Here is a 22,728-nt window from a genome sequence, read left to right as displayed (position 1 = left end):
GTCCACGGTCCCAACGTGGCGGTCCATGCGCTGGCGCATGGCTGCCTCCGCTACCGGTATCGGCTGGCTCGCCGGGGCCTTTAATGCGGAAAAGCCGCGGCGGGGCCGCGGCTTTTCCTCGGGGACTGCGCCAGGAGGCTGATCAGGCCAGGCCGGCCTGCTTCATGACCTCGGCGGCGAAGTCGTCTTCCTTCTTCTCGATGCCTTCGCCCACGGCCAGGCGCTCGAAGCGGACCACCTCGGCGCCGGCGGCCTTCAGCACCTGCTCGACGCTCTGGTTGGTGTCCAGCACGTACGGCTGGCCGTACAGGGTCACCTCGTTGACGATCTTGTTGATCTTGCCGGAGATGATCTTCTCCAGGATCTCGGCCGGCTTGGCCTTGTCCTTCTCGGACATCTTGGCCAGCTCGATTTCCTTCTCCTTGGCGATGAACTCGGCCGGGACGTCGGAGGCCTTGATGTGCGGCGGGTTCATGGCCGCCACGTGCATGGCGATGCCACGGGCCAGCTCGGCGTCGCCGCCCTTGACCTCGACCAGCACGCCGATGCGGCCGCCGTGGACGTAGGCGGCGACGTTGTTGGCGCTGTCGATGAGGGCCAGGCGGCGGACCTGCACGTTCTCGCCGACCTTGGCGATGACCGCGGCGCGGGCTTCCTCGACGGTCTCGCCGGAGGCCAGCTTGGCGGCCTTCAGGGCCTCGACGTCGGCGGCGCCGGAGGCCAGCGCGGCCTGGGCGACGGCCTCGGCGAAGGCCAGGAAGTTGGTGTCCTTGGCCACGAAGTCGGTCTCGGAGTTGATCTCCACCAGCACGGCCTTGCCGCCGTCCTGGGCGACCGCGATGCGGCCGTCGGCGGCCACGCGGCCGGCCTTCTTGTCGGCCTTGGCCAGGCCGGCCTTGCGCAGCCACTCGGCGGCGGCGTCGATGTTGCCGTTGTTCTCGGTCAGGGCCTTCTTGCACTCCATCATGCCGGCGCCGGTGCGCTCGCGCAGTTCCTTGACCAGGGAAGCAGTGATTTCCACGGGAATTCCTCTCTAACGGGATGAAGGTGGCTCCGCGCCGGGGCGGAGCGGGCGGAGGGCCGTCGCGCATGCCTGCGCGGGGCGGCCCGCCCGCAAGCGGGCCTGCCTGGGGCGGGCCCGCGGGGGGATGGCGGCCGCGCGGGGCGGCCGCCGGGTGCGGCTTACTCGGCCGCGGCGGCCTCGCCTTCCTCGGCCTTGCCCTTGCGCGGGCCCTTCTTGGCCGGGGCGCGGCGGGCGCCCTTGGCCTCGTCGGCCTCGATGAAGTCGCTCTCGGTCACGGTGGCGGCGTGCGGGGCGGCGGCCTTGCCCTCCAGCACCGCGTCGGCGGCGGCGCGGGCGTACAGCTGCACGGCGCGGATGGCGTCGTCGTTGCCCGGGATCGCGTAGTCGACCAGGTTGGGGTCGTAGTTGGTGTCGACCACGGCCACCACCGGGATGCCCAGCTTCTTGGCTTCCTTGATGGCGATGTCCTCGTGGCCGATGTCGATCACGAACAGGGCGTCGGGCAGGCGGTTCATGTCCTTGATGCCGCCCAGCGAGGCTTCCAGCTTCTCGCGCTCGCGGCGCAGGGCCAGCACCTCGTGCTTGACCAGCTTTTCGAAGGTGCCGTCGGTCTCGGCGGCCTCCAGCTCCTTCAGGCGGGCCACCGACTGCTTCACGGTGCGGAAGTTGGTCAGGGTGCCGCCCAGCCAGCGCTGGGTCATGTACGGCATGCCGCAGCGCTCGGCCTCTTCCTTCATGGCGTCGCGCGCGCTGCGCTTGGTGCCGATGAAGAGGATGGTGCCGCGCTTCTGCGCGATGCCCGAGATGAAGTTCATCGCGTCCTGGAACAGCGGGACGGTCTTCTCGAGGTTGATGATGTGGATCTTGCCGCGCGCACCGAAGATGTACGGGGCCATCTTCGGGTTCCAGTAACGGGTCTGGTGGCCGAAGTGGACGCCGGCTTCCAGCATCTGGCGCATGGTGATCTGGGGCATTGCAGAACTCCTGGCAGTGGAACCGCCCCGCGGCCTGTCTGGGCAATGTGCGGGCGCCCGGGCGTGGCGCCGCGGGCATGGGTTCCGGGGTTGGGCCTCCCTGGCGCTTCCGTGGCCGAACCTGTCTGGCAGGCACCCCGGCACGGGCATTGGCGTCAGGTGTGTATTCGCCGGCCGGGACGGAGCCCGGTACCCTGCGCCCGGCGTGGGCGTCCCCCTGGCGGGGGCAAACAGAGGCGCGGAAGTATACCTGCCGGGGCGGGGGCGGGGCAAACGACCCGGGGTGCGGGGGCGTGGCAGGCCGCGTGCGGGCGCGGAAGGGCCGCCGGAGGGGCGCGAATAGGCGATAATCCCCGCCATGACCCTGCACCTCAAGACCCCCGAAGAAATCGAGAAGATGCGCGTCGCCGGCCGCCTGGCCGCCGAGGTGCTGGAAATGATCACCCCGCACGTGAAGCCGGGGGTGAGCACCGAGGAACTGGACCGCATCTGCCACGACTACATCGTCAACGTGCAGGACGCGATCCCGGCCAACGTCGGCTACCGGGGCTACCCCAAGGCCACCTGCATCTCCGTCAACAACGTCATCTGCCACGGCATCCCGAGCGCCACCAAGGTCCTCAAGGACGGCGACATCGTCAACATCGACGTCACCGTGATCAAGGACGGCTGGCACGGCGACACCAGCCGCATGTACTACGCCGGCACCCCGTCGGTGATGGCCCGGCGCCTGGTCGAGACCACGTTCGAGGCGATGTGGCGCGGCATCCGCGCGGTGAAGCCGGGTGCCACCCTGGGCGACGTCGGCCACGCCATCCAGAGCTACGCCGAATCCGAGCGCTTCTCGGTGGTGCGCGAGTACTGCGGCCACGGCATCGGCAAGGTCTACCACGACGAGCCGCAGGTGCTGCACTACGGCCGCCCGGGCGAGGGCCTGGTGCTCAAGCCGGGCATGACCTTCACCATCGAGCCGATGATCAACGAGGGCACCCGCTACACCCGCGTGCTGCCCGACGGCTGGACCGTGGTCACCAAGGACCGCAAGCTCTCCGCGCAGTGGGAGCACATGGTCGCCGTCACCGAGGACGGGGTGGACGTGCTGACGCTGGCGCCGGGCCAGCAGCCGCCGGCGTGAGCGGTCCCGGCCCGGTGGACGTGGCTGGCGTCGCCGCGACCAGCGACGCCGACTGGGCCGCCACCGCCCGCGCCCAGCTGGCCGCCGCCGACGCGCGGCTGGCCCGCCGCTACGGCCCCGAGGCCGACATCGACCGCCTGCTGGCGCTGCGCGCGCGCGCGGTGGACCTGGTCCTGCGCCAGGCCTGGGCGCGCTGCCTGGGCGAGGCTCCCGGGCTGGCCCTGTTCGCGGTGGGTGGCTACGGCCGCGGCGAACTGTTCCCGCGCTCGGACATCGACCTGCTGGTGCTGGCCGAGGCCGGCGCGCAGCAGGCGCACGAGGCCGCGCTTTCCCGCTTCTTCGCCCTGGCGTGGGACGCCGGCCTGCCGGTCGGCCACGCCGTGCGCTCGCCCGCCGAGTGCACCGCCGCGGCCGCCGACCAGACGGTGATGACCGCGCTGCTGGAGGCGCGCCCGCTGGTGGCCGACGCCGCCGCGCAGGCGGCCCTGGCCGACGCCATCTCCCCGCAGCGGGTATGGCCGCCGCGCGAGTTCTTCCTGGCCAAGCGCGAGGAGCTGCAGGCGCGCCACCAGCGCTTCGGCGACACCTCCGACAACCTCGAGCCCAACATCAAGGACGGCCCCGGCGGCCTGCGCGACCTGCACACCCTCGGCTGGATGGCGCTGCGCGCGTTCGGCGTCAGCGACCTGCACGCGGTGGTGGAGCTGGGCCACCTGGGCCAGGACGAGGCCGCGGCGCTGGCGCGCGAGCGCCGCGCCCTGGGCCGCCTGCGCTTCGGCCTGCACCTGGTGGCCGGGCGCCCCGAGGAGCGGCTGGGCTTCGACTACCAGAAGTTGCTGGCGCGGCGCCTGGGGCTTGAGGACGACGCCCACAGCCTGGCGGTCGAAAAGATGATGCAGGGCTTCTACCGCAGCGCCGCGATCGTGCGCCGGATCAGCGACCGGCTGCTGCAGCGCTTCGAGGAGACCTTCGACGGCGAGGCCGAGGCGGTGCCGCTGAACCCGGACTTCGGGCTCAAGCGCGGCTACCTCGCGGCCGCCGCGCCGTACTGGCCGGAGGGCGACCTGCGCGAGGTGCTGGGGCTGTTCTCGACTTGGGCCGCGCATCCGGAGATCTGCGGCCTGCACTCGCGCACCGCGCGCGCGCTGGCCGAGGCGCTGCCGCGGCTGCCGCCCTATACCGAGGCCGGCCCGGCGGCGCGCGCCCGCTTCATGGCCCTGCTGCGCGGGCCGCGCCCGGTCGAGACCCTGACCCGGCTGGCGCGGCTGGGCGTGCTCGGCCAGTACCTGCCGGCCTTCGCCCGGGTCTCCGGGCGCATGCAGTTCGACCTGTTCCACGCCTACACCGTGGACCAGCACACCCTGATGGTGCTGCGGAACATGGCGGGTTTCGCCAGCGGCCAGCCGGACGAGCGCTTCTCCATCGCCCACGAGGTCTGGCCGCGCCTGCGCAAACCCGAGCTGCTGCTGCTGGCCGGCCTGTTCCACGACATCGCCAAGGGCCGCGGCGGCGACCATTCCGAGCTGGGCGCGGTGGACGCGCGCGAGTTCTGCGCCGCGCACGGGCTCAGCGAGTCCGACACCGGGCTCGTGGCCTGGCTGGTGGAGCAGCACCTGCGCATGTCGGTGACCGCGCAGAAGCAGGACATCGCCGACCCGGAGGTGGTGCGCCGCTTCGCCATCCTGATGGGCGAGCGCGAGCGCCTGGACTACCTGTACCTGCTGACCTGCGCCGACATCGCCGGCACCAGCCCCAAGGTCTGGAACGCATGGAAGGACCGCCTGCTGGCCGACCTCTACCTGGCCACCCGGCGCATGCTGCGCGAGGGCCTGGAGGCGCCGCTGGACGTGGAGGCGCGGGTGGCCGAGGCGCGCGAGGAGACCCGTGCCCTGGTGCGCGCGGCCGGCTTCGACGACGCCACCATCGACCGCCAGTTCGCGCAGATGCCGGACGAGGCCTTCCTGCGCTTCCGACCCGAGCAGCTGGCCTGGCAGACCATGCTGCTGGTGGACGTGCGCATGGGCGACACCCGGGTCGCGGTGCGGCGCATCGCCGGCACCGCGCTGGAGGTGTTCGTGCATTCGCCCGACCGCGACGGCCTGTTCGCCGCGATCGTGGCCACCCTGGACCGGCACGGCTACGGCATCCACCAGGCGCGCGTGCTGATGGGCCCCAACGGCACCGTGTTCGACACCTTCGAGGTGCTGCCGGCCGACAGCTTCGCCAGCGGCGACCCGGTGCAGCTGGAGGCGGCCCTGGCCCAGGCCCTGTCCGGCGAGCTGGACCAGGTGCGCGCCACCCGGCGCGCCGCGCCGCGGCAGTTGCGCCATTTCCGTTTCCCGCCGACGGTGGAGTTCAACACCACCGCCGACGGCCGCCGCAGCCTGCTGTCGCTGGTTTGCCCGGACCGCCCGGGCCTGCTGGCGGAGGTGGCGCTGGCGCTGCGCGCCTGCCGGCTGCGCGTGCACGACGCGCGCATCGCCACCTTCGGCGAGCGCGCCGAGGACCTTTTCCAGATCACCGACGAGCATGACCGGCCGCTGGACGGCGCCGCGCAGGAGGCCCTGCGCGCCGAGCTCCGCACGCGGCTGGATCCCGACAGCACAGGAGCCGCACGCTGATGGCAACGACGCCGAAGAAGACCCCCGCCACCCGCAAGCCCGCCGCGCCGCGCAAGCGCGCCGTCGCCGCCGCCGAGAAGCCCGGCCTGGCCGAGCTGCGCTTCTCGATCGAGGACGCGTTCGAACGCCGCGCCAGCCTGACCCTGGACGAGATCGACGGCTCCACCCGGCCGCTGGTCGAACGCGTGATCGGCGGCCTGGAGAGCGGCGAGTTCCGCGTGGCCGAGCCGGACGGCAACGGCGGCTGGCAGGTGAACGAATGGCTCAAGAAGGCCGTGCTGCTGTACTTCCGGGTCAACGACATGGTGGTGATGGAAGGCGCGCCCGGCCCGTACTGGGACAAGGTGCCGCTGCGCTTCCAGGGCTGGGGCGAGGCCGAGTTCCGCAAGCTTGGCGTGCGCGTGGTGCCGGGCACCGTCGCCCGCCGCGGCACCTACTTCGGCAAGGACGTGGTGCTGATGCCCAGCTTCGTCAACATCGGCGCGCACGTGGGCGAGGGCACCATGGTCGACACCTGGGCCACGGTCGGTTCCTGCGCGCAGGTCGGCAAGCACTGCCACATCTCCGGCGGCGCCGGCATCGGCGGCGTGCTCGAGCCGCTGCAGGCCAGCCCGACCATCATCGAGGACCACTGCTTCATCGGCGCGCGCTCGGAGGTGGTGGAGGGCGTGGTCGTCGGCCACCACAGCGTGATCGGCATGGGCGTGTTCCTCGGCCAGTCGACCCGCATCTACAACCGCGCCACCGGCGAGATCAGCTATGGCTACGTGCCGCCGTACAGCGTGGTGGTGTCCGGCTCGCTGCCGGCTGCCGACGGAAGCCATTCGCTGTACTGTGCGGTGGTCGTCAAGCAGGTCGACGCCAGGACCCGCGCCAAGACCAGCATCAACGAGCTGCTGCGCGGCTGAGGATCCAGATCGTCCACTCCCGGGGGGTGAATGCCCATGAAGGCGGAACGCAGGAAGGGGAAGCGGGTTGGCTGGCTGGCGGCGGTGCTGGCGGCGGTGGTGCCGCTGGCATGCGCCGGGGAGCTGTCCCGCTACAGCGAGGACGGCCTGCGCGCCGAGCTGGCGGAGATCGCCGAGGCCGAGACCGCGGTGCTGGTGCCGATGCGCGACGGCGTCGGCCTGTCCACCAACGTCTGGCGGCCGAAGGGCGCCACCGGCAAGCTGCCGACGGTGCTGTGGAAGACCCCGTACAACGAGCACAACCCGCGCGGGCGCTCGGCGCAGCTGGCGATCGAGGCCGTGCGCCGCGGCTACGCCTTCGTGGTGCAGAACGAGCGCGGCCGCTACTTCAGCCAGGGCGACTACGAGATCCTCGGCCATCCGCAGACCGACGGCTGGGACACCCTGGACTGGATCGCGGCCCAGCCCTGGTCCAACGGCAAGGTCGGCACCCTGGGCTGCTCGTCCTCGGCCGAATGGCAGCTGGCGCTGGCGGCGCTGGACCACCCGGCGCACGCGGCGATGGTGCCGATGGCCGCCGGCGCCGGCATCGGCAAGGTCGGACGCTTCCGCGAGCAGGGCAACTTCTACACCGGCGGCGTGCCGCGCATCCTGTTTGCGGTGTGGATGTACGGGGTGGACAACCCGCTGCGCGCGCAGCTGCCGCAGGACCTCGACGGCCCGCTGCGTGCGCGCGTGGCCCAGTACAACGACCTGCACGCGACCAAGCCCAAGGTCGACTGGGCCAGGCACATCTGGCACCTGCCGTACAGCGAACTGCTGTCCTCGCTGGGCGAGCCGCCGGCGACCTTCGAGGCGCTGATCCGCCGCAACGGCCCGGCCGACCCGGCCTGGGAACAGGGTGGCCTGTACCACGACTCCATGGGCTGGGGCGTGCCGGCGCTGTGGTTCAACAGCTGGTACGACGTGTCCATCGGCCCGAACCTGGAGCTGTTCAACCACGCACGCAACGCCGGCACCGACGCCGAGGCCAGCGCCAACCAGTACGTGGTGGTCGGCCCCAACCCGCACTGCCAGTTCTGGCAGCTGGGCCCCGACTACACGGTCGGCGCGCGCAAGGTCGGCGACGCCAGCTTCCCGGTCAGCGAGCAGATCTGGGCGTTCTTCGACCGCTGGCTGAAGGGCGAGAAGAAGGCCTTCCCGTCCAGCACGCCGAAGGTGCGCTACTTCACCATCGGCCTGGACAAGTGGCAGGCCGACGAGCATTGGCCGCCGAAGGCGGCCAGGCCGCTGCGCCTGTACCTGCATTCGGACGGCCGCGCCAACTCGCTGCACGGCGACGGCCGGCTGTCGCCCGGACCGCCGCCCGCCGGCGCGCCGGCCGACCGCTTTGTCTACGACCCGGCCAACCCGGTGCAGACCATCGGCGGCGGCGACTGCTGCAACGGCGGCCTGGTGACGCCCGGCGCCTTCGACCAGCGCCAGGTGGAGGCCCGCCACGATGTTCTGGTCTACACCAGCGAGCCGCTGGAGCAGCCGCTGGAAGTGACCGGCTTCGTCGACGCGGTGCTCAAGGTCTCCTCCAGCGCGCCGGACACCGACTTTGCGGTGAAGCTGGTGGACGTGGCCCCGGACGGCACCGCGTGGATCGTCGGCGACACCATGCTGCGCGCGCGCTACCGCGACGGCTACGAGTCGCCGCGGCTGATGCAGCCGGGCCAGGTCTACGAGCTGCGGCCGACCCCGATCGCCACCTCGATCCAGTTCGGCAAGGGCCACCGCATCCGCGTGGAAGTGACCAGTTCCAACTTCCCCAAGTTCGCCCGCAACCTCAACACCGGCGGCGCGAACGAGACCGAGTCCGAGCCGGTGGTGGCGGAGAACGCCGTGCACCACTCGGCCGACGCCGCCAGCTACATCGAACTGCCCGTGGTCGCGCGCTGAGCGCGGCCGCGCCCCGGAGACTGCATGAGCAACACGATCTACGGCCTGAAGAACTGCGATACCTGCAAGAAGGCGACCAAGTGGCTGGACCGCTTCGGCGTGCCGTACACCTTCGTCGACTACCGCGACAACAAGCCCTCGCCGGAGACCCTGGTGGAGTGGGCGGGCAAGGCCGGCGGCTTCGATGCCCTGGTCAACAAGTCCTCCACCACCTGGCGCCAGCTGCCTGAGAACCGCAAGTCGCCGGGCAGCGAGGCGGAGTGGAAGCTGTTGCTGCGCGAGCATCCGCAGCTGGTGCGCCGCCCGGTGGTGGTCCGGGAGGACGGCAGCTTCAGCCAGGGCTTCTCCGACAACGGCTTCAAGAAGCTGTTCGGCGTCGGCTGAGGCCATACCGCGGCGGCCGGCCGCAACCCGGATACGGATCGAGAGCATGAGCGAAGTCCTGGACCTGGCCTGCGAACTGATCGCGCGTCCCTCGGTGACGCCGGACGACGCCGGCTGCCAGGCGTTGCTGGCCGCGCGCCTGCGGCGCGCCGGCTTCGCCTGCGAATCGCTGCGCTACGGCCAGGTCGACAACCTGTGGGCCACGCATGGCAGCGGCGAGGGCCCGGTGCTGGTGCTGCTGGGACATACCGACGTGGTCCCGCCCGGCCCGCGCGAGGCCTGGGCCAGCGATCCATTCCAGCCGCAGGTGCGCGACGGCGTGCTGTACGGCCGCGGCGCGGCCGACATGAAGGGCAGCGTGGCCGCGTTCGTGGTCGCGGCCGAGCGCTTCGTCGCCGCGCATCCCGGCCATCCCGGCACGCTGGCGCTGCTGCTGACCTCGGACGAGGAGGGCGATGCCATCGACGGCGTGCGCCGCGTGGCCGAGACCTTCCGCCAGCGCGGGCAACGGATCGACTGGTGCATCACCGGCGAGCCGTCCTCGACCGCCAGGCTGGGCGACCTGCTGCGGGTGGGGCGCCGCGGCAGCCTGTCGGCCACGCTCACGGTGAAGGGCGTGCAGGGACACGTCGCCTATCCGCACAAGGCGCGCAACCCGATCCACCAGGCCGCGCCGGCGCTGGCCGAACTGGTGGCGCGGGTCTGGGACGAAGGCTACGAGAGCTTCCCGCCGACCAGCCTGCAGGTCAGCAACATCCACGCCGGCACCGGCGCCAACAACGTGATCCCCGGCGAGCTGCAGGTGCTGTTCAACCTGCGCTACAACCCGCACTGGGACGCGCCGCGGCTGGAGGCGGAGATCGCCGCACTGCTGGACCGCCATGGGCTCGGTTACGAGCTGCGCTGGCACCGCAGCGGCGAGCCGTTCTACACGCCCGAAGGCCCGCTGCGCCGCGCCGCGCGCGAGGTGCTGGCGGAAGTGGCGGGCGCGCCGCCGGAGGAAAGCACCGGCGGGGGCACCTCCGACGCGCGCTTCATCGCGCCGCTGGGCGCGCAGTGCATCGAGGTCGGGCCGGTGAACGCGTCCATCCACCAGGTCGACGAGCACGTGTCGGTGGCCGAGCTGGAGGCGCTGCCTGGCCTGTACCAGCGCCTGCTCGAGCGGCTGTTGCTGCAGCCCGGCGCGCGCTGAGCCTCAGGTCGGGCCGCTGCGTTCGGCCGGTTTGGCGCGGCGGTCGAAGATCAGCGCGCTGAGCGCAATGGCGATGCCCAGCCCGGCGCCGACCAGGAACAGCAGCACCGCCAGCACCGGGTAGCCGAACAGGGTCGTCTTGGTCTCGATCCTCATCAGCATCGCCGAGGACAGCAGCAGCGCCGCGGTCACCACCGCGGCGGCGATGCGGTTGGCGATCTTCTGCAGGTTCTCCATGATCCTGGAGTGGTCCAGGCCGTCCAGGCGGACCTGCATCTTGTTCTCGGCCAGCAGCGACAGGGTGTCGGAGATCTTGCGCGGCGCGTCGCGCAGCAGCGCCTGCACCTCAAGCGCCTCGCTGGCCATGTTGGCGCTGGAGAACGAGCGCCTCAGCTGCTTGCGCATGATCGACTGCAGGTGTTCCTCCACCAGCTCGCGCACGTCCATTTCCGGGTCCAGCGCGTCGGCCACCCGCTCGAGGTTGAGCAGGGTCTTGCCGAGCAGGCTGATCTCCGGCGGCACCCGCAGGCCGCGTTCGGCCGCGCAGGCCACCAGGTCCAGCAGCAGCCGGCCCTCCGAGGTGCGGCGGCCGCCGGTGGCGTAGCGCGCCACCAGCTGCCCGGTGTCGCGGCTGAAGGCGGCATCGTCGAATTGCTCCAGGCGCGTGCCGATCGCCACCAGCTCGCGCGCCACGTCCTCGCCGCGCGCGTCGACCGCGGCGAACAGCAGCTTGAGCAGGCGCTCGCGCATGCGCGGCGCCACCTGCGCGACCATGCCCAGGTCGATCAGCGCCAGGCGTCCGTCGCGGCACAGCAGCACGTTGCCCGGGTGCGGGTCGGCATGGATGTCGCCGTTGACGAACACCTGGTCCAGGTAGGCGCGCATCAGTTCCGAAGCCGGCGTGCGCAGGTCCAGCTCGGTGCGCTGCAGGCCGGTGACCGAGGTGACCTTCTCGCCGTGCACCAGTTCCATGGTCAGCACCTTGCAGGTGCTCAGGCCCCAGACCGGCGCCGGCACGAACAGGTGCGGGTATTCGGAAAGGCGCTCGCGGAAGCGCTCCAGGTTCTCGGCCTCGCGCCGGTAGTCCAGCTCCAGCAGCAGGATCTTGCGGAACTCGGCGATCCAGTCGGCGAAGCGCAGGCGGCGCCCGGCCTGGGTCAGCGCATCGGCGGTGCCGGCCAGTCCGGCCAGCACTTCCAGGTCCAGGCGGATGGCGGCTTCCATGCCCGGGCGCTGCACCTTCACCGCCACTTCGCGGCCGTCGCGCAGGGTCGCGCGGTGCACCTGGGCCAGCGAGGCGGCGGCCAGCGGCACCGGGTCGAAGCTGGCGAAGATGCGGCCGACCTTGGCGCCCAGCTCCTCCTCGATGGTCTTCTCGATCACCGCGGTCGGCACCGGCGCGACCTCGTCCTGGATCCGGTCCAGTGCGTCGATGTAGGCCGCGGGCACCAGGTCCGGGCGGGTGGACAGGGATTGCCCCAGCTTGATGAAGGCCGGGCCCAGCGCCTCCAGGTCGGCGGCGAAGGCCTTGGCCTCGGCGACCTCCGATACGTGGGCCACGGTCGGTTCCACCGGCGGCGCCTGGCTCCAGTCCATCCCGGTCAGGATGCGGCGATGGCGCGCCAGGCGGGTAACGACCTGGGTGGTGCGGGTCAGGCGGCGACTGGTTCCAGGCAAGGCGGTGTCTCCCCGGGCGGTGCGGCGGCCGGCGCCGGATGCGCCGTGGGCGGAGTATTGGGGCCGCCGCGTGAGCGAGGCGTCAGTTGCCAAGGCAACGGTTGCGGCGGGCCCGGCGCGGGGTTAACGTGCGGCCCATGCCTTCGATCAGCCGCGCCAATCCGGCCAATGCCAACCGCAACAATATTGCGGCGAATAACCGTGCGCGGCCGATGCGGGGGCGCCACCGGGCATAAGCAGGAACTGCCCGGGGAACGAGAAAACCCGCATCGGCCGATGCGGGTTTTTTTGTGCCCGCCACCGGAGTGCGACCACCACCACGCGCCAACATCCAGGAGTCCCTTCCCATGTGTTCGATCTTCGGCATCTTCGGCCTGCAACCGGGCGATGACCTGCAGCAGCTGCGCCGGCAGTCGCTGGACCTGTCGCAGCGCCAGCGCCACCGCGGCCCCGACTGGAGCGGCGTGTACGTGGACGAAGGGGCGATCCTGGTGCACGAGCGCCTGGCCATCGTCGACCCGGCCGGCGGCTCGCAGCCGCTGCTGTCGGAGGATGGCGAACTGGCGCTGGCGGTGAACGGCGAGATCTACAACCACGCCCTGCTGAAGGACGAACTGCGCCAGCCGTACGCGTTCCGGACCGCCTCCGACTGCGAGGTGATCAACGCGCTGTACCGCGAGGACGCGCCGGCTTCGTTCCTCAACCGGCTCAATGGCATCTTCGCCTTCGCCCTGTGGGACAAGGCCAGGGGGCGCGCCATCATCGCGCGCGACCCGATCGGCGTGGTGCCGCTGTACTGGGGCCACGACCGCGAGGGCCGCCTGCGCGTGGCCTCGGAGATGAAGGCGCTGGTGGACGAATGCGCGGACGTGGCCCAGTTCCCGCCGGGGCACTGGTACGACACCGCCACCGGCGAGCTCACGAAGTACTACCAGCGGCCGTGGCGCGACTACGCCGCGGTGGAGGGCGTGTCGGTGCCGCTGCAGGAGCTGCGCGAGGCGTTCGAGGCGGCGGTGCACCGCCAGCTGATGACCGACGTGCCCTACGGCGTGCTGCTGTCCGGGGGGCTGGATTCCTCGCTGGTGGCGGCGGTGGCCGCGCGTTACGCGCGCCACCGGGTCGAGGATGGCGGCCGCAGCGAGGCCTGGTGGCCGCGCCTGCATTCCTTCGCCATCGGCCTGGAGGGTTCGCCGGACCTGGCCGCGGCCAAGGTCGCCGCCGACGCCCTGGGCACCGTGCACCACGGCTTCGAGTACACCTTCGAGGAAGGCCTGGACGCGCTGCCGGAAGTGATCCGCCACATCGAGACCTACGACGTCACCACCATCCGTGCGTCCACGCCGATGTTCCTGCTGGCGCGGCGGATCAAGGCCATGGGCGTGAAGATGGTGCTGTCCGGCGAGGGCAGCGACGAGGTGTTCGGCGGCTACCTGTACTTCCACAAGGCGCCCAACGCGCGCGAGTTCCACGAGGAGCTGGTGCGCAAGCTCGATGCGCTCAACTACTACGACTGCCTGCGCGCGAACAAGTCGATGATGGCCTGGGGCGTGGAGCCGCGGGTGCCGTTCCTGGACCGCGAGTTCCTCGACGTGGCCATGCGCATGGACGCCGCGCACAAGATGGTGCGCAAGGGCGATGCCGGTCCGCAGCGGATGGAGAAGGGCATCCTGCGTGCCGCCTTCGACGGCTACCTGCCGCCGGAGATCCTGTGGCGGCAGAAGGAGCAGTTCAGCGACGGCGTTGGCTACGGCTGGATCGACGGGCTCAAGGCGCACGCCGAGGCGCAGGTCTCCGACCGCGAACTGGCCGCGGCCGACAAGCGCTTCCCGGTCAACCCGCCGCAGACCAAGGAGGCGTATTTCTACCGCACGATCTTCGAGCGCTACTTCCCCGGCCAGGCCGCGGCGGAGACGGTGCCCGGCGGCAAGTCGATCGCCTGCTCCTCGCCGGCGGCGATCGCCTGGGACGCGAGCTTCGCGAAGATGGCAGACCCCTCCGGCCGCGCGGTGGCCGGCGTGCACAACGAGGCACTGGCGGGGTGACGCACCGCTGTCCCTCCTCTCTCCCCGGGAGAGAGGCGGGGGTGAGGGCCGGTGTGCCGGCCATGTGGAAGTCCCGGCCTCTCAACCCACCCTGGCGCCCCGCCAACCCGGCGGGGGCTTCAGGGCCGCAGCAATAGCTCAGCCAGCAATGGCAGCCCCACGGCCGCATTGAGTGGCAGCCGGTGGATACGGCGCGCACCCGGCGCGCCCGGCTGCGGATTGACTTCGACCACCACCGCATCACGCGGCGCCAGCCCGACCAGCCCGGCGGCCGGCTGGACCACGCCGGAGGTGCCGACCACCAGCAACAGGTCGCAGCCGGCGATGCGTTCCTGCGCCTGCCGCAAGACGGTGTCGTCGAGCATTTCCCCGAACCAGACCACGCCCGGACGCACTTCACCGCCGCAGTGCGCGCAGCGCGGCGGCTCCAGCCGCCGCTGCGCCGCGCCCGGAGGTGAAGGCAGCGGGTGCGGAGCCGCGCAGTCGAAGCAGCGTGGCGCGAACAGGCTGCCATGCAGGTGCAGGACGTCGGCCACGCCGGCGCGCTCGTGCAGGTCGTCCACGTTCTGGGTGACCACCTGTGCGCCCAGGGCCTGCTGCATCCGCGCCACGGCCAGGTGGCCCGGATTGGGCGCGGCCTGCATCACCAGCCCGCGCCGCCATTCGTACCAGCCCCAGACCAGGGCGCTGTCGCGGCGCCAGGCCTGCGGGGTGGCCAGCTGCTGCGGATCGAACTCGTGCCACAGGCCATTGCTGCCGGAGCGGAAGGTGGGGATGCCGCTGTCGGCGGACATGCCGGCGCCGCTGAACACCACGATGCGTTCGAAGCGGCGCGACAGCGCCTGTCGCAGGGCAGGATCGAGGGTGGAATCCGGCATGGGTGGTGTGCTTGCGGTGGTTTCATTCCCGCGCGGCGACCGGCCGCAGGGTGAGCGTGTATCTTGCCGGCCCCGGGAGGAACGGGGTGGGCCGGCCGTGGACCCAGTCGTCGTGGCCGGCGCCGCGGAATGGCGACAGCGGATGCCCGCCCTGGCCGCCGGGCATGTGCGCCAGGCCGTCCTGCTCGCGGCCGGGCGCCACCACCATGCGCTGCGAGGCGCCGAACGCGGGCGCGGCGACGCGCGGCACGATGCGGTCGCCGCGCAGTTCGTCGGCCGGCATGCACAGGCGCCGGGCCAGCAGCGCGGGCACGGCCGCGGACAGCGGATGGCAGATGCGAGCAGTGTTTTCCTCGCCCCAGCGGCGTGCGGCCAGGGGCCCGGCCGCGGCCAGCGCGTCGCGCACCTCGGCGGCGGCATCCTCCAGCAGCGCTTCCCAGCTGTCGAAGCCTGCCGGAAGCAGGTGCGGCGGGCGCTGCCGCAGCAGCGGCCAGGCCACGCCTTCCAGCTGCGGCAACGCAGGCAGCTCGAACTCCGGCCCCAGCCGTGCCAGCGCGGGCGCGGCCAGGCCGCGGGCAATGCGCGCGTGCACTGCCAGGCGCCAGGCGCGGACCAGGCGGTAGGCCACCGACTCCGGCGCGGCATGGCCGTTCCAGTCTCCGCCGGCATCGGCCAGGGCGCGCAGCGCCGAGCCCGCGGGCGCGCGCCGGGCTTCGCCCAGCAGCAGGTCGTGCCACGGCTCCAGCAGCAGGGCGCGGTCGTCCAGCTGCATGGCCAGCAGCGCCTGCTCGTCGAAACGGTCCGCCGCGTGCAGGCGCTCGCGGATCTGCCAGGCGCGGATGCCCAGCGCATAGCCGCCATCACCCACGCGCGCCAGCGCCTCGCCGTCGAGGGTGCGGGCGTTGGCGGTCCACAGGCGCTGCCCGGGCGGGTCGCGCAGGACCGGCACGCTGGCGCTGGCGAGCGGCCACGGCGTGCAGGTAGCGGTGCTTCCGTCGGGCCGCAGGCCGGTGCAGCCGGGTGCGCGGGCGGGCAAGGGGCCGAGGATGCGCCAGGCGATGGCGCCGTGGCGGTCGGCGATGACCAGGTTCTGCGCCGGGATCGCGGCCTGGTCGGCGATCGCCAGGGCCTGGTCGAGGTCGGCCGCGTACGCGAAGCCGGCCAGGCCCAGGTTGAGCGCGCCGGGCAGGTGCGCCACCCAGCGCAGGGCCAGGGCCTGGCCATCGATGTCGGCGTGGACCAGCGGACCGGCCGCGGTCTCGCGGATCTCCAGCTGCACGTCGTCGCCGCCGGCCACGCGGATGGTTTCCACGTGCCGCGCCACCGGATCGCAGTCCTGGGCCTGGCCTTCGCCACAGGGGCGCACCGGGAACCAGTCCGCCGTGTCGGCATAGGCGTTGGTGAAGCCCCAGGCCACGTGGCCATTGCTGCCCACGACCACCGCCGGCAGGCCGGGCAGGGAGAAGCCGCTGACGTCGACCCGGCCGCCGGGCGCGGCCGGGTCCGGATAGCGCAGCCGCACTCGGAACCAGAGGTTGGGGGCACGCAGGCCCAGGTGCATGTCGTCGGCGACGATGGCGCGGCCGTCGGTGGTCAACGCGGCGCCCACCGCCCAGTTGTTGCTGCCGGGGCTGGCAGGCTCGTGCAGCGGCTGGCCGGCGGCGGGCGGAGCTGGCAGCCGGCGCAGGTCGACCGCCGCCGCGTCCGGCAGCGCGGCCTCGCCACGCGGCTGGGCCAGCAGCGGCGCGTCCCACTGGCTGCCGTCGTGCAGCAGCAGCTCGCGCAGCGGTGCCGGCAGGCGCCGGCCCAGCCGCCACAGCGCCAGCTCGCGGCGGTTCTCCGCGTCCTGCAGGTCGAAGTACATGGCGTAGCCGGCCAGGGCCGTGTCGGCTGGTTGCCACGGCCGGGGCGGCTGGCGCAGCAGCAGGTAGGGCCAGGGTCGCACCGGCAGTGCCTCCAGCCCGGCATTGACGCCTTCGGTGTAGGCCTGCAGCTGCGGCATCCGCGTGCCGGCGAAGGCATCCAGGCGCGCTTCCACGCGGGCGCGCAGCCGGTGGATGCGGCGCCTGCGGTCGGTGTCCAGCGCCCGCGGGCCGAACAGTCCGGCCAGTTCGCCGGCGGCGGCGCGGCGCAGCAGGTCCATCTCGAAGAAGCGCTCCTGCGCGTGCACGTAGCCCAGGGCGCGGGCGGCGTCCCCGGCGCTGGCGGCGTCGATGGTGACGATGCCCAGGGCATCGCGCTGCACCGTGGCCGGCGCCGCCAGGCCCGGCAGTGCCATGCTGCCCTCCAGGCGCGGCAGGCTGCCGCGCAGCAGCAGCCAGGCGGCCGCGGCCAGGGCCAGCAGGACCAGCGGCAGCGCGCAGGCCGCGCGCAATAGCCATCGACGCATGCGGGGCTCCCGGTGGGCGGCGGGTGCGAAGGCAGTGCAACTGCGACTGATTCCGATTGAAACATGGCCGCGGCGCTTGCGGCACACTGCGCCCCTGCGTTCCACCGGAGCACCCCCATGAAAGGCGACCCCGAAGTCATCGAATGCCTCAAGGAACTGCTGCGCGGCGAGCTGGCCGCGCGCGACCAGTACTTCCTGCATTCGCGCAGGTACGAGGACCTGGGCCTGAAGGCGCTGTACGAACGCATCAACCACGAGATGCAGGAAGAGACCGAGCACGCGGACGCGATCCTGCGCCGGATCCTGTTCCTGGAAGGCGAGCCGGACATGCGCCCGCACGGGTTCCAGCCCGGCACCACCGTGGTGGAGATGCTGCAGGCCGACCTGCGGGTGGAGTACGAGGTGCGTGCCAACCTCGCCGCGGCGATGAAGCTGTGCGAGGAAAGGCAGGACTACGTCAGCCGCGACATCCTGCTGGCCCAGCTCAAGGACACCGAGGAGGACCACGCCTGGTGGCTGGAGCAGCAACTGCGCCTGATCCGCATGATCGGGCTGGAGAACTACCAGCTGTCCAAGCTCGAGGGCGACGGCGCCCCGGCCCACGGCTGAGCGTGGCGTGGTGCCGCGGCCCCCGCTGGCGGGCCGGGGCTAGCGGCGCCGCAGGCGGTAGACCGCGGTCGCCAGCGCGGTGACGCCATCGGCGACGAAGCGCGGCTCCTGGGCGAGGATGTCGCGCCGCTCCAGCAGCTCCACCTCCCAGTCCGCGGCGAACAGCCCGCGGACCTCGGTTTCCGCCACCGAAAACGGCGGGCCCTGCATCTGCTCCTGCGGATATTCCAGGGTGATCAGCAGGCCGCGGCAGCCGCGCGGCAGGCGGCCGTAGACCTGGCTGGCATAGCGGCGCCGCAGGGCGGTCGGCAGGGCGATCAGCGCGGCGCGGTCGTAGACCGCCTGCATCCGCGCCAGGGTGGCGTCGGCCAGCGCGAACACGTCGCCCTCGACCAGGTCGATGCGGCCGGCGCGATGGTGCAGCCCGTCCGCGTCCCGTTCCTGTTCCGGGGCCAGGCCGGCCTCGGCGAAGAACGCCTCCACCGCCAGCGGCGACAGCTCGCAACCCAGCACCCCATGCCCGCGCGCGGCCAGCCAGTGCATGTCCAGGGTCTTGCCGGCCAGCGGCACGAATACCGGCGCGCCGTCGGCCGCTCCCAGCCTGGGCCAGTGCTTTTCCAGCAGCGGCATCACCGCGTCGCGATGGAAGCCGGTGCGGCCCTCGCGCCAGCGCTGCAGCCAGAATTCCGGTTCCATCGTGCGACTCCTGTGGGGTGGCGCGGGACTGCACGGGATGCCTGCGACGGCGCCTGCCGCGCCGCCGCACGCTGCGGGTGCCAGGCTACGACGTGCTACTCGACGTCAAGGCCATCCACCTTCTGCCACCCCCGCGGCAGCAATCCACCCCGCGTCGCCCGCGCACCCAGATACGCATCCAGGTCCTTGAACGACAGGGTCATGGTGCGCTGGCCGCTGTAGACCTGCAGCTTCTGCGCCGGGCCGACCGCGGCCACCGCCACCACCCGCTCGGTGCCGAGCTTGGCGCGCGGGATGTCGATCAGCTTGTTGCCCTTGCCCTTGTCCAGCTCCGGCAGTTCGGCGGCCGGGATCGCCAGCAGGTGGCCGGCGCTGGTCACCGCGACGATGCGGTCGGTCCCGAGGTTGCCGACCAAAGCCGGCTGCAGCACGGTCGCGCCGGGCGCCAGGTTGATCAGCGCCTTGCCGGCCTTGTTGCGGCCGGTGAGGTTCTCGAAGCGGGTCACGAAGCCGTAGCCATGCGAGGACGCCAGCACGAAGCGGGTCTCGTCCTCGCCGCTGGCCAGGGCCAGGAAGGAGGCGCCGCTGGCGGGCGAGAAGCGGCCGGTCAGCGGCTCGCCGTTGCCGCGCGCCGAGGGCAGGGTGTGCGCCGGGGTCGAGTAGCTGCGGCCCTGGGAGTCGATGAAGGCCACCTGCCAGGTGCTGCGCGCGCGCACCGCCGCCAGCAGGGCGTCGCCCTCGCGGTAGGACAGGCCGGCGGCATCGACGTCGTGGCCCTTGGCCGCACGCACCCAGCCCTTCTGCGACAACACCACGGTGACCGGCTCGCTGGGCACCAGCTCGGTCTCGTCGATGGCGTGCGCGGCCTCGCGCTGCACCAGCGGCGAGCGGCGGGCGTCGCCGAACTTCTTGGCGTCGGCCAGCAGCTCGTCCTTGACCAGCTTCTTGAGCTTGGCCTTGCTGTCCAGGGTGGCGAGGATGCGTTCCAGCTCCTTCGCCAGCTCCTCCTGCTCGCCGCGGATCTTCATCTCCTCCAGCCGGGCCAGCTGGCGCAGCCTGGTCTCGAGGATGTAGTCGGCCTGTTCCTCGGTCAGCCCGAAGCGGGCCATCAGCACCGGCCTGGGCTCGTCCTCGGTGCGGATGATGCGGATCACCTCGTCGAGGTTGAGGAAGGCGACCAGCAGGCCTTCCAGCAGGTGCAGGCGGCGCTCGACCTTCTCCTGGCGATGCTTGAGCCGGCGCACCACGGTGTCGGTGCGGAAGGTCAGCCACTCCTCCAGCAGGGTGCGCAGGTTCTTGACCGCCGGCTTGCCGTCCAGGCCGATGACGTTGAGGTTGACCCGGTAGCTCTTCTCCAGGTCGGTGGTGGCGAACAGGTGGCCCATCAGCTGCTCGGCGTCCACGCGGTTGGAGCGCGGCACCAGCACCACCCGCACCGGGTTGGCGTGGTCGGACTCGTCGCGGATGTCCTCCAGCCACGGCAGCTTCTTGGCGCGCATCTGCGCGGCGATCTGTTCGATCACCTTGGACGGGGAGACCTGGTAGGGCAGGGCGGTGACGACGAAGTTGCCGTGCTCCTTCTGCCAGGTGGCGCGGGCGCGGACGCTGCCGCTGCCGCTCTCGTACATGGCGCGCAGCTCGGCCGGCGGGGTGATGATCTCCGCCTCGGTCGGGTAGTCCGGGCCGCGCACGTGCTCGCACAGGTCGGTGACGCTGGCGTCCGGGTCGTCGAGCAGGCGCACGCAGGCGCTGACGATCTCGTTGAGGTTGTGCGGCGGCACGTCGGTGGCCATGCCCACGGCGATGCCGGTGGTGCCGTTGAGCAGCAGGTGCGGCAGGCGCGCCGGCAGCCAGCTCGGCTCCTCCAGGGTGCCGTCGAAGTTCGGCGTCCAGTCCACCGTGCCCTGGCCCAGCTCGCCCAGCAGCACCTCGGCGATCGGGGTCAGCTTGGCCTCGGTGTAGCGCATGGCCGCGAACGACTTGGGGTCGTCGGGCGAGCCGAAGTTGCCCTGGCCCTCGATCAGCGGGTAGCGGTACGAGAACGGCTGGGCCATCAGCACCAGGGCCTCGTAGCAGGCCGAGTCGCCGTGCGGGTGGTACTTGCCGATGACGTCGCCGACGGTGCGCGCCGACTTCTTCGGCTTGGCCGCGGCGTTGAGCCCCAGCTCGCTCATCGAATAGATGATGCGCCGCTGCACCGGCTTGAGCCCGTCGCCGAGGAACGGCAGGGCGCGGTCCAGGACCACGTACATCGAATAGTCCAGGTAGGCGCGCTCGGCGTACTCGCGCAGCGGGATCTGTTCGAAGCCGTGGAAGGCGGGGCGGATGGTTTCGGTCATTGCGGGCACAGCTGCGGGACAGGAGCGCGATTCTACCCGCGTGCCGCCGCCCGGCGCCCGCCGCTCAGGGCAGGGAAGGCAGCAGCGGGCCGCCGAGCCACAGGGCGCGGGCCATCCAGGCCGAGGCCAGGCCGATCAGCAGGGTCAGCGGCACCCCCGCCTTCAGGAAGTCGCCGAAGGTGTAGCGGCCCGGGTTGAGGATCAGCAGGTTACCGTGGTGGCCGATCGGGGTCAGGAACGAGGCCACCGCGCCCATCGCGGTGCAGACCACGAACGGGGCAGGGGGCAGGCCCAGGGCCTCGGCCACCGCCAGCGCGATCGGCGCCAGCAGCACGGTGGTGGCGGCGTCGGACAGGATCTGGGTGAGCAGGGCGGCGGTCCAGAACATCACCAGCAGCAGCCCGAACACCGGCCACTGGGCGGCGTGGGCCATCAGCAGGTCGGCCACGGCCTGGGCGGTGCCGGTCCGCTCCATGGCGATGCCCAGCGGGATCACCCCGGCGATCATCACGTAGATGCGCACGTCGACCTGCCGGTAGGCCTCCTCCACCGGCACGCAGCGGCACAGGACCATGGCCACCGCGCCGGCGAGGAAGGCGACCTGCGGGGCCAGCAGCCCGGTGGCCGCGGCGGCCACGGTGGCGGCCATGATCGCCAGCGCCACCGGCGCGCGGCGGCGGGCCTGGCCGCGGCCCTGGAACGGCATCAGCATCATGAAGCCATGGTGGGAGGACAGCGGGCGGATGTCGGCCTCGCGGCCCCACAGCACCAGCAGGTCGCCTTCTTCCAGGCGCATCTCCGACAGTTCGCCGTGCAGCCAGCCCTCGCGCCGCCACAGGCCGACCACGACCACGCCCAGGGTGCGCAGGAAGTCGATGTCGGCCACGCTGCGGCCGATGAACTCCGAGTGCGGCGCGACCACCGCCTGCACCAGCTGCTCGTCGCCCAGCAGCTCGGCCTGGCCGCCCTGGCGCGGACTGTCGCCGTACTTGGCCACCGCGTGCAGGGCCAGGCCCGGCTCGTCCTTGATCGAGGCGATCTCGTCCGGCGAGGCACGCACCAGCAGCACGTCGCCGGCCGCGAGCGGGCTGTCGCCGGACTGCCGGCGCCGGCGCATGCCGTAGCGCAGCCAGTCCACCACCTGCAGGCGCTCGCTGAAGGCCTCGTCGAACTCGCGCCGGGTGCGCCCGACCCAGGGCGAGCCTTCCTCGACCAGCAGCTCGGTGTAGTAGCGCTCCAGGCGCATGTAGTCGCCCTGCGGGGCCTCGCCCTGGCGGCGCGGCACCAGCCAGCGCGCCAGCAGCATGTAGACCGTGCCCAGCACCACCAGCACCGCGCCGATCGGGGTCACGGCGAGGATGTCCAGGCCCTCGCCGCCGGCGCGTTGCAGCAGGTCGCTGGCCAGCAGGAAGGCCGGCGCGCTGAACAGGGTCAGGGTGGTGCCCAGCGAGGCGGCCAGCGACATCGGCATCAGCAGGCGCGAGGCCGCCAGCTGCCGTTCCCGCGCCAGCCGCATCAGGATCGGCAGCATCATCGCGGTGACCATGACGTGGTGCGAGAACGCGGCCAGGGCGGCGGTCGCCGGCATCACCACCGCGATCGTGCGCCACTCGCTGCCGCCGGCCGCGCGCCCGATCGCCGCGCCGATGCGGTCGGTGATGCCGGTCGCGGAGAGGCCGGCGGAAAGCACGAAGACCGAGACCACGATGATCGCCGGCTCGCTGGAGAACCCGGCCAGGACCTGGCGCGCGTCGAGGATGCCGGTGAAGGCCAGCGCGAGCAGGGCCAGCATCGCCACCAGGTCCACGCGCATGCGCCCGCTGACGAACAGTGCCAGCGCGGCGCCGAGGATGGCGAGGAAGATGATCTGTTGTGGGTCCATGCCTATGCATCCCCCTGCGCGGACCCGGATCGTG

General features: G+C 72.0%; 17 protein-coding genes. 8 read left to right on the top strand and 9 right to left on the bottom strand.

Annotated elements, in window-relative coordinates; genetic code table 11:
* Window positions 1–142 precede the first annotated feature (142 nt).
* On the bottom strand, window positions 143–1,021 hold the full coding sequence (gene tsf / locus EIM48_RS00675) for a translation elongation factor Ts (protein ID WP_019397591.1): 879 nt from the start codon (window positions 1,019–1,021) through the stop codon (window positions 143–145).
* A gap of 161 nt (window positions 1,022–1,182) precedes the next feature.
* Window positions 1,183–1,998: a 30S ribosomal protein S2 gene (gene rpsB / locus EIM48_RS00670; protein WP_125110885.1), complete on the bottom strand. Its 816-nt coding sequence runs from the start codon at window positions 1,996–1,998 to the stop codon at window positions 1,183–1,185.
* A 358-nt stretch (window positions 1,999–2,356) separates the two neighbouring features.
* Between rpsB and map the strand changes: the two genes are divergently transcribed.
* From map to dapE, 6 genes are read left to right on the top strand one after another with little or no spacing between them, the layout of a single operon-like run.
* On the top strand, window positions 2,357–3,133 hold the full coding sequence (map, locus tag EIM48_RS00665) for a type I methionyl aminopeptidase (protein ID WP_125110884.1): 777 nt from the start codon (window positions 2,357–2,359) through the stop codon (window positions 3,131–3,133).
* Entirely contained in the window at window positions 3,130–5,754 is a 2,625-nt protein-coding gene (glnD, locus tag EIM48_RS00660) for a [protein-PII] uridylyltransferase (RefSeq protein ID WP_125110883.1), read from the top strand. Before map ends, glnD begins: the two co-directional genes overlap by 4 nt.
* On the top strand, window positions 5,754–6,662 hold the full coding sequence (dapD, locus tag EIM48_RS00655; RefSeq protein ID WP_019398605.1) for a 2,3,4,5-tetrahydropyridine-2,6-dicarboxylate N-succinyltransferase: 909 nt from the start codon (window positions 5,754–5,756) through the stop codon (window positions 6,660–6,662). The genes glnD and dapD overlap by 1 nt, the downstream gene beginning before the upstream one ends.
* A 36-nt stretch (window positions 6,663–6,698) precedes the next feature.
* Window positions 6,699–8,606 (top strand): CocE/NonD family hydrolase, encoded by a 1,908-nt coding sequence (locus EIM48_RS00650; protein ID WP_125108359.1) that lies wholly within the window; start codon window positions 6,699–6,701, stop codon window positions 8,604–8,606.
* 24 nt (window positions 8,607–8,630) lie between these two features.
* The gene (locus EIM48_RS00645) at window positions 8,631–8,990 is read left to right on the top strand and encodes an arsenate reductase (protein ID WP_019398603.1); all 360 of its coding nucleotides are present in this window, start codon (window positions 8,631–8,633) and stop codon (window positions 8,988–8,990) included.
* A 46-nt stretch (window positions 8,991–9,036) separates the two neighbouring features.
* Entirely contained in the window at window positions 9,037–10,182 is a 1,146-nt protein-coding gene (gene dapE / locus EIM48_RS00640; protein WP_125076562.1) for a succinyl-diaminopimelate desuccinylase, read from the top strand.
* Window positions 10,183–10,185: 3 nt separating this feature from the next.
* On the opposite strand, the gene EIM48_RS00635 is transcribed toward dapE, so the two are convergent.
* Both EIM48_RS00635 and EIM48_RS00630 read right to left on the bottom strand, forming a co-directional pair.
* Window positions 10,186–11,859, bottom strand: coding sequence for an AarF/UbiB family protein (locus tag EIM48_RS00635; protein ID WP_125110882.1), 1,674 nt, complete (start codon window positions 11,857–11,859; stop codon window positions 10,186–10,188).
* Between the two features lie 82 nt (window positions 11,860–11,941).
* Window positions 11,942–12,226, bottom strand: coding sequence for a hypothetical protein (locus EIM48_RS00630; protein WP_125076563.1), 285 nt, complete (start codon window positions 12,224–12,226; stop codon window positions 11,942–11,944).
* Between EIM48_RS00630 and asnB the strand changes: the two genes are divergently transcribed.
* Complete coding sequence (asnB, locus tag EIM48_RS00625; RefSeq protein ID WP_125110881.1) at window positions 12,207–13,901, top strand: asparagine synthase B; 1,695 nt, start codon at window positions 12,207–12,209, stop codon at window positions 13,899–13,901. The genes EIM48_RS00630 and asnB overlap by 20 nt on opposite strands.
* Window positions 13,902–14,020: 119 nt before the next feature.
* Here asnB and EIM48_RS00620 read toward each other — a convergent pair whose 3' ends face one another.
* Both EIM48_RS00620 and EIM48_RS00615 read right to left on the bottom strand, forming a co-directional pair.
* A complete protein-coding gene (locus EIM48_RS00620) occupies window positions 14,021–14,779 on the bottom strand; it encodes an NAD-dependent deacylase (RefSeq protein WP_125076564.1) in 759 nt (252 codons plus the stop codon).
* Window positions 14,780–14,801: 22 nt separating this feature from the next.
* Entirely contained in the window at window positions 14,802–17,168 is a 2,367-nt protein-coding gene (locus EIM48_RS00615; RefSeq protein WP_125110880.1) for a penicillin acylase family protein, read from the bottom strand.
* 117 nt (window positions 17,169–17,285) lie between these two features.
* Between EIM48_RS00615 and bfr the strand changes: the two genes are divergently transcribed.
* Complete coding sequence (gene bfr / locus EIM48_RS00610) at window positions 17,286–17,777, top strand: bacterioferritin (protein WP_125076565.1); 492 nt, start codon at window positions 17,286–17,288, stop codon at window positions 17,775–17,777.
* 39 nt (window positions 17,778–17,816) lie between these two features.
* On the opposite strand, the gene EIM48_RS00605 is transcribed toward bfr, so the two are convergent.
* The 3 genes from EIM48_RS00605 to EIM48_RS00595 form a co-directional block, all read right to left on the bottom strand.
* Window positions 17,817–18,473 (bottom strand): thiopurine S-methyltransferase, encoded by a 657-nt coding sequence (locus EIM48_RS00605; RefSeq protein ID WP_125076566.1) that lies wholly within the window; start codon window positions 18,471–18,473, stop codon window positions 17,817–17,819.
* Between the two features lie 95 nt (window positions 18,474–18,568).
* On the bottom strand, window positions 18,569–20,812 hold the full coding sequence (gene parC / locus EIM48_RS00600) for a DNA topoisomerase IV subunit A (RefSeq protein ID WP_125110879.1): 2,244 nt from the start codon (window positions 20,810–20,812) through the stop codon (window positions 18,569–18,571).
* Window positions 20,813–20,876: 64 nt separating this feature from the next.
* Entirely contained in the window at window positions 20,877–22,694 is a 1,818-nt protein-coding gene (locus EIM48_RS00595) for an SLC13 family permease (protein ID WP_125110878.1), read from the bottom strand.
* Between the last annotated feature and the right edge of the window lie 34 nt (window positions 22,695–22,728).

Source organism: Pseudoxanthomonas sp. SGNA-20 (genome assembly GCF_003931635.1).
In the GTDB taxonomy this organism is placed as follows: Bacteria; Pseudomonadota; Gammaproteobacteria; order Xanthomonadales; family Xanthomonadaceae; genus Pseudoxanthomonas.
Note: the sequence above shows the minus strand (reverse complement) of the source record. Positions and strands in the feature narration are given on the sequence as shown.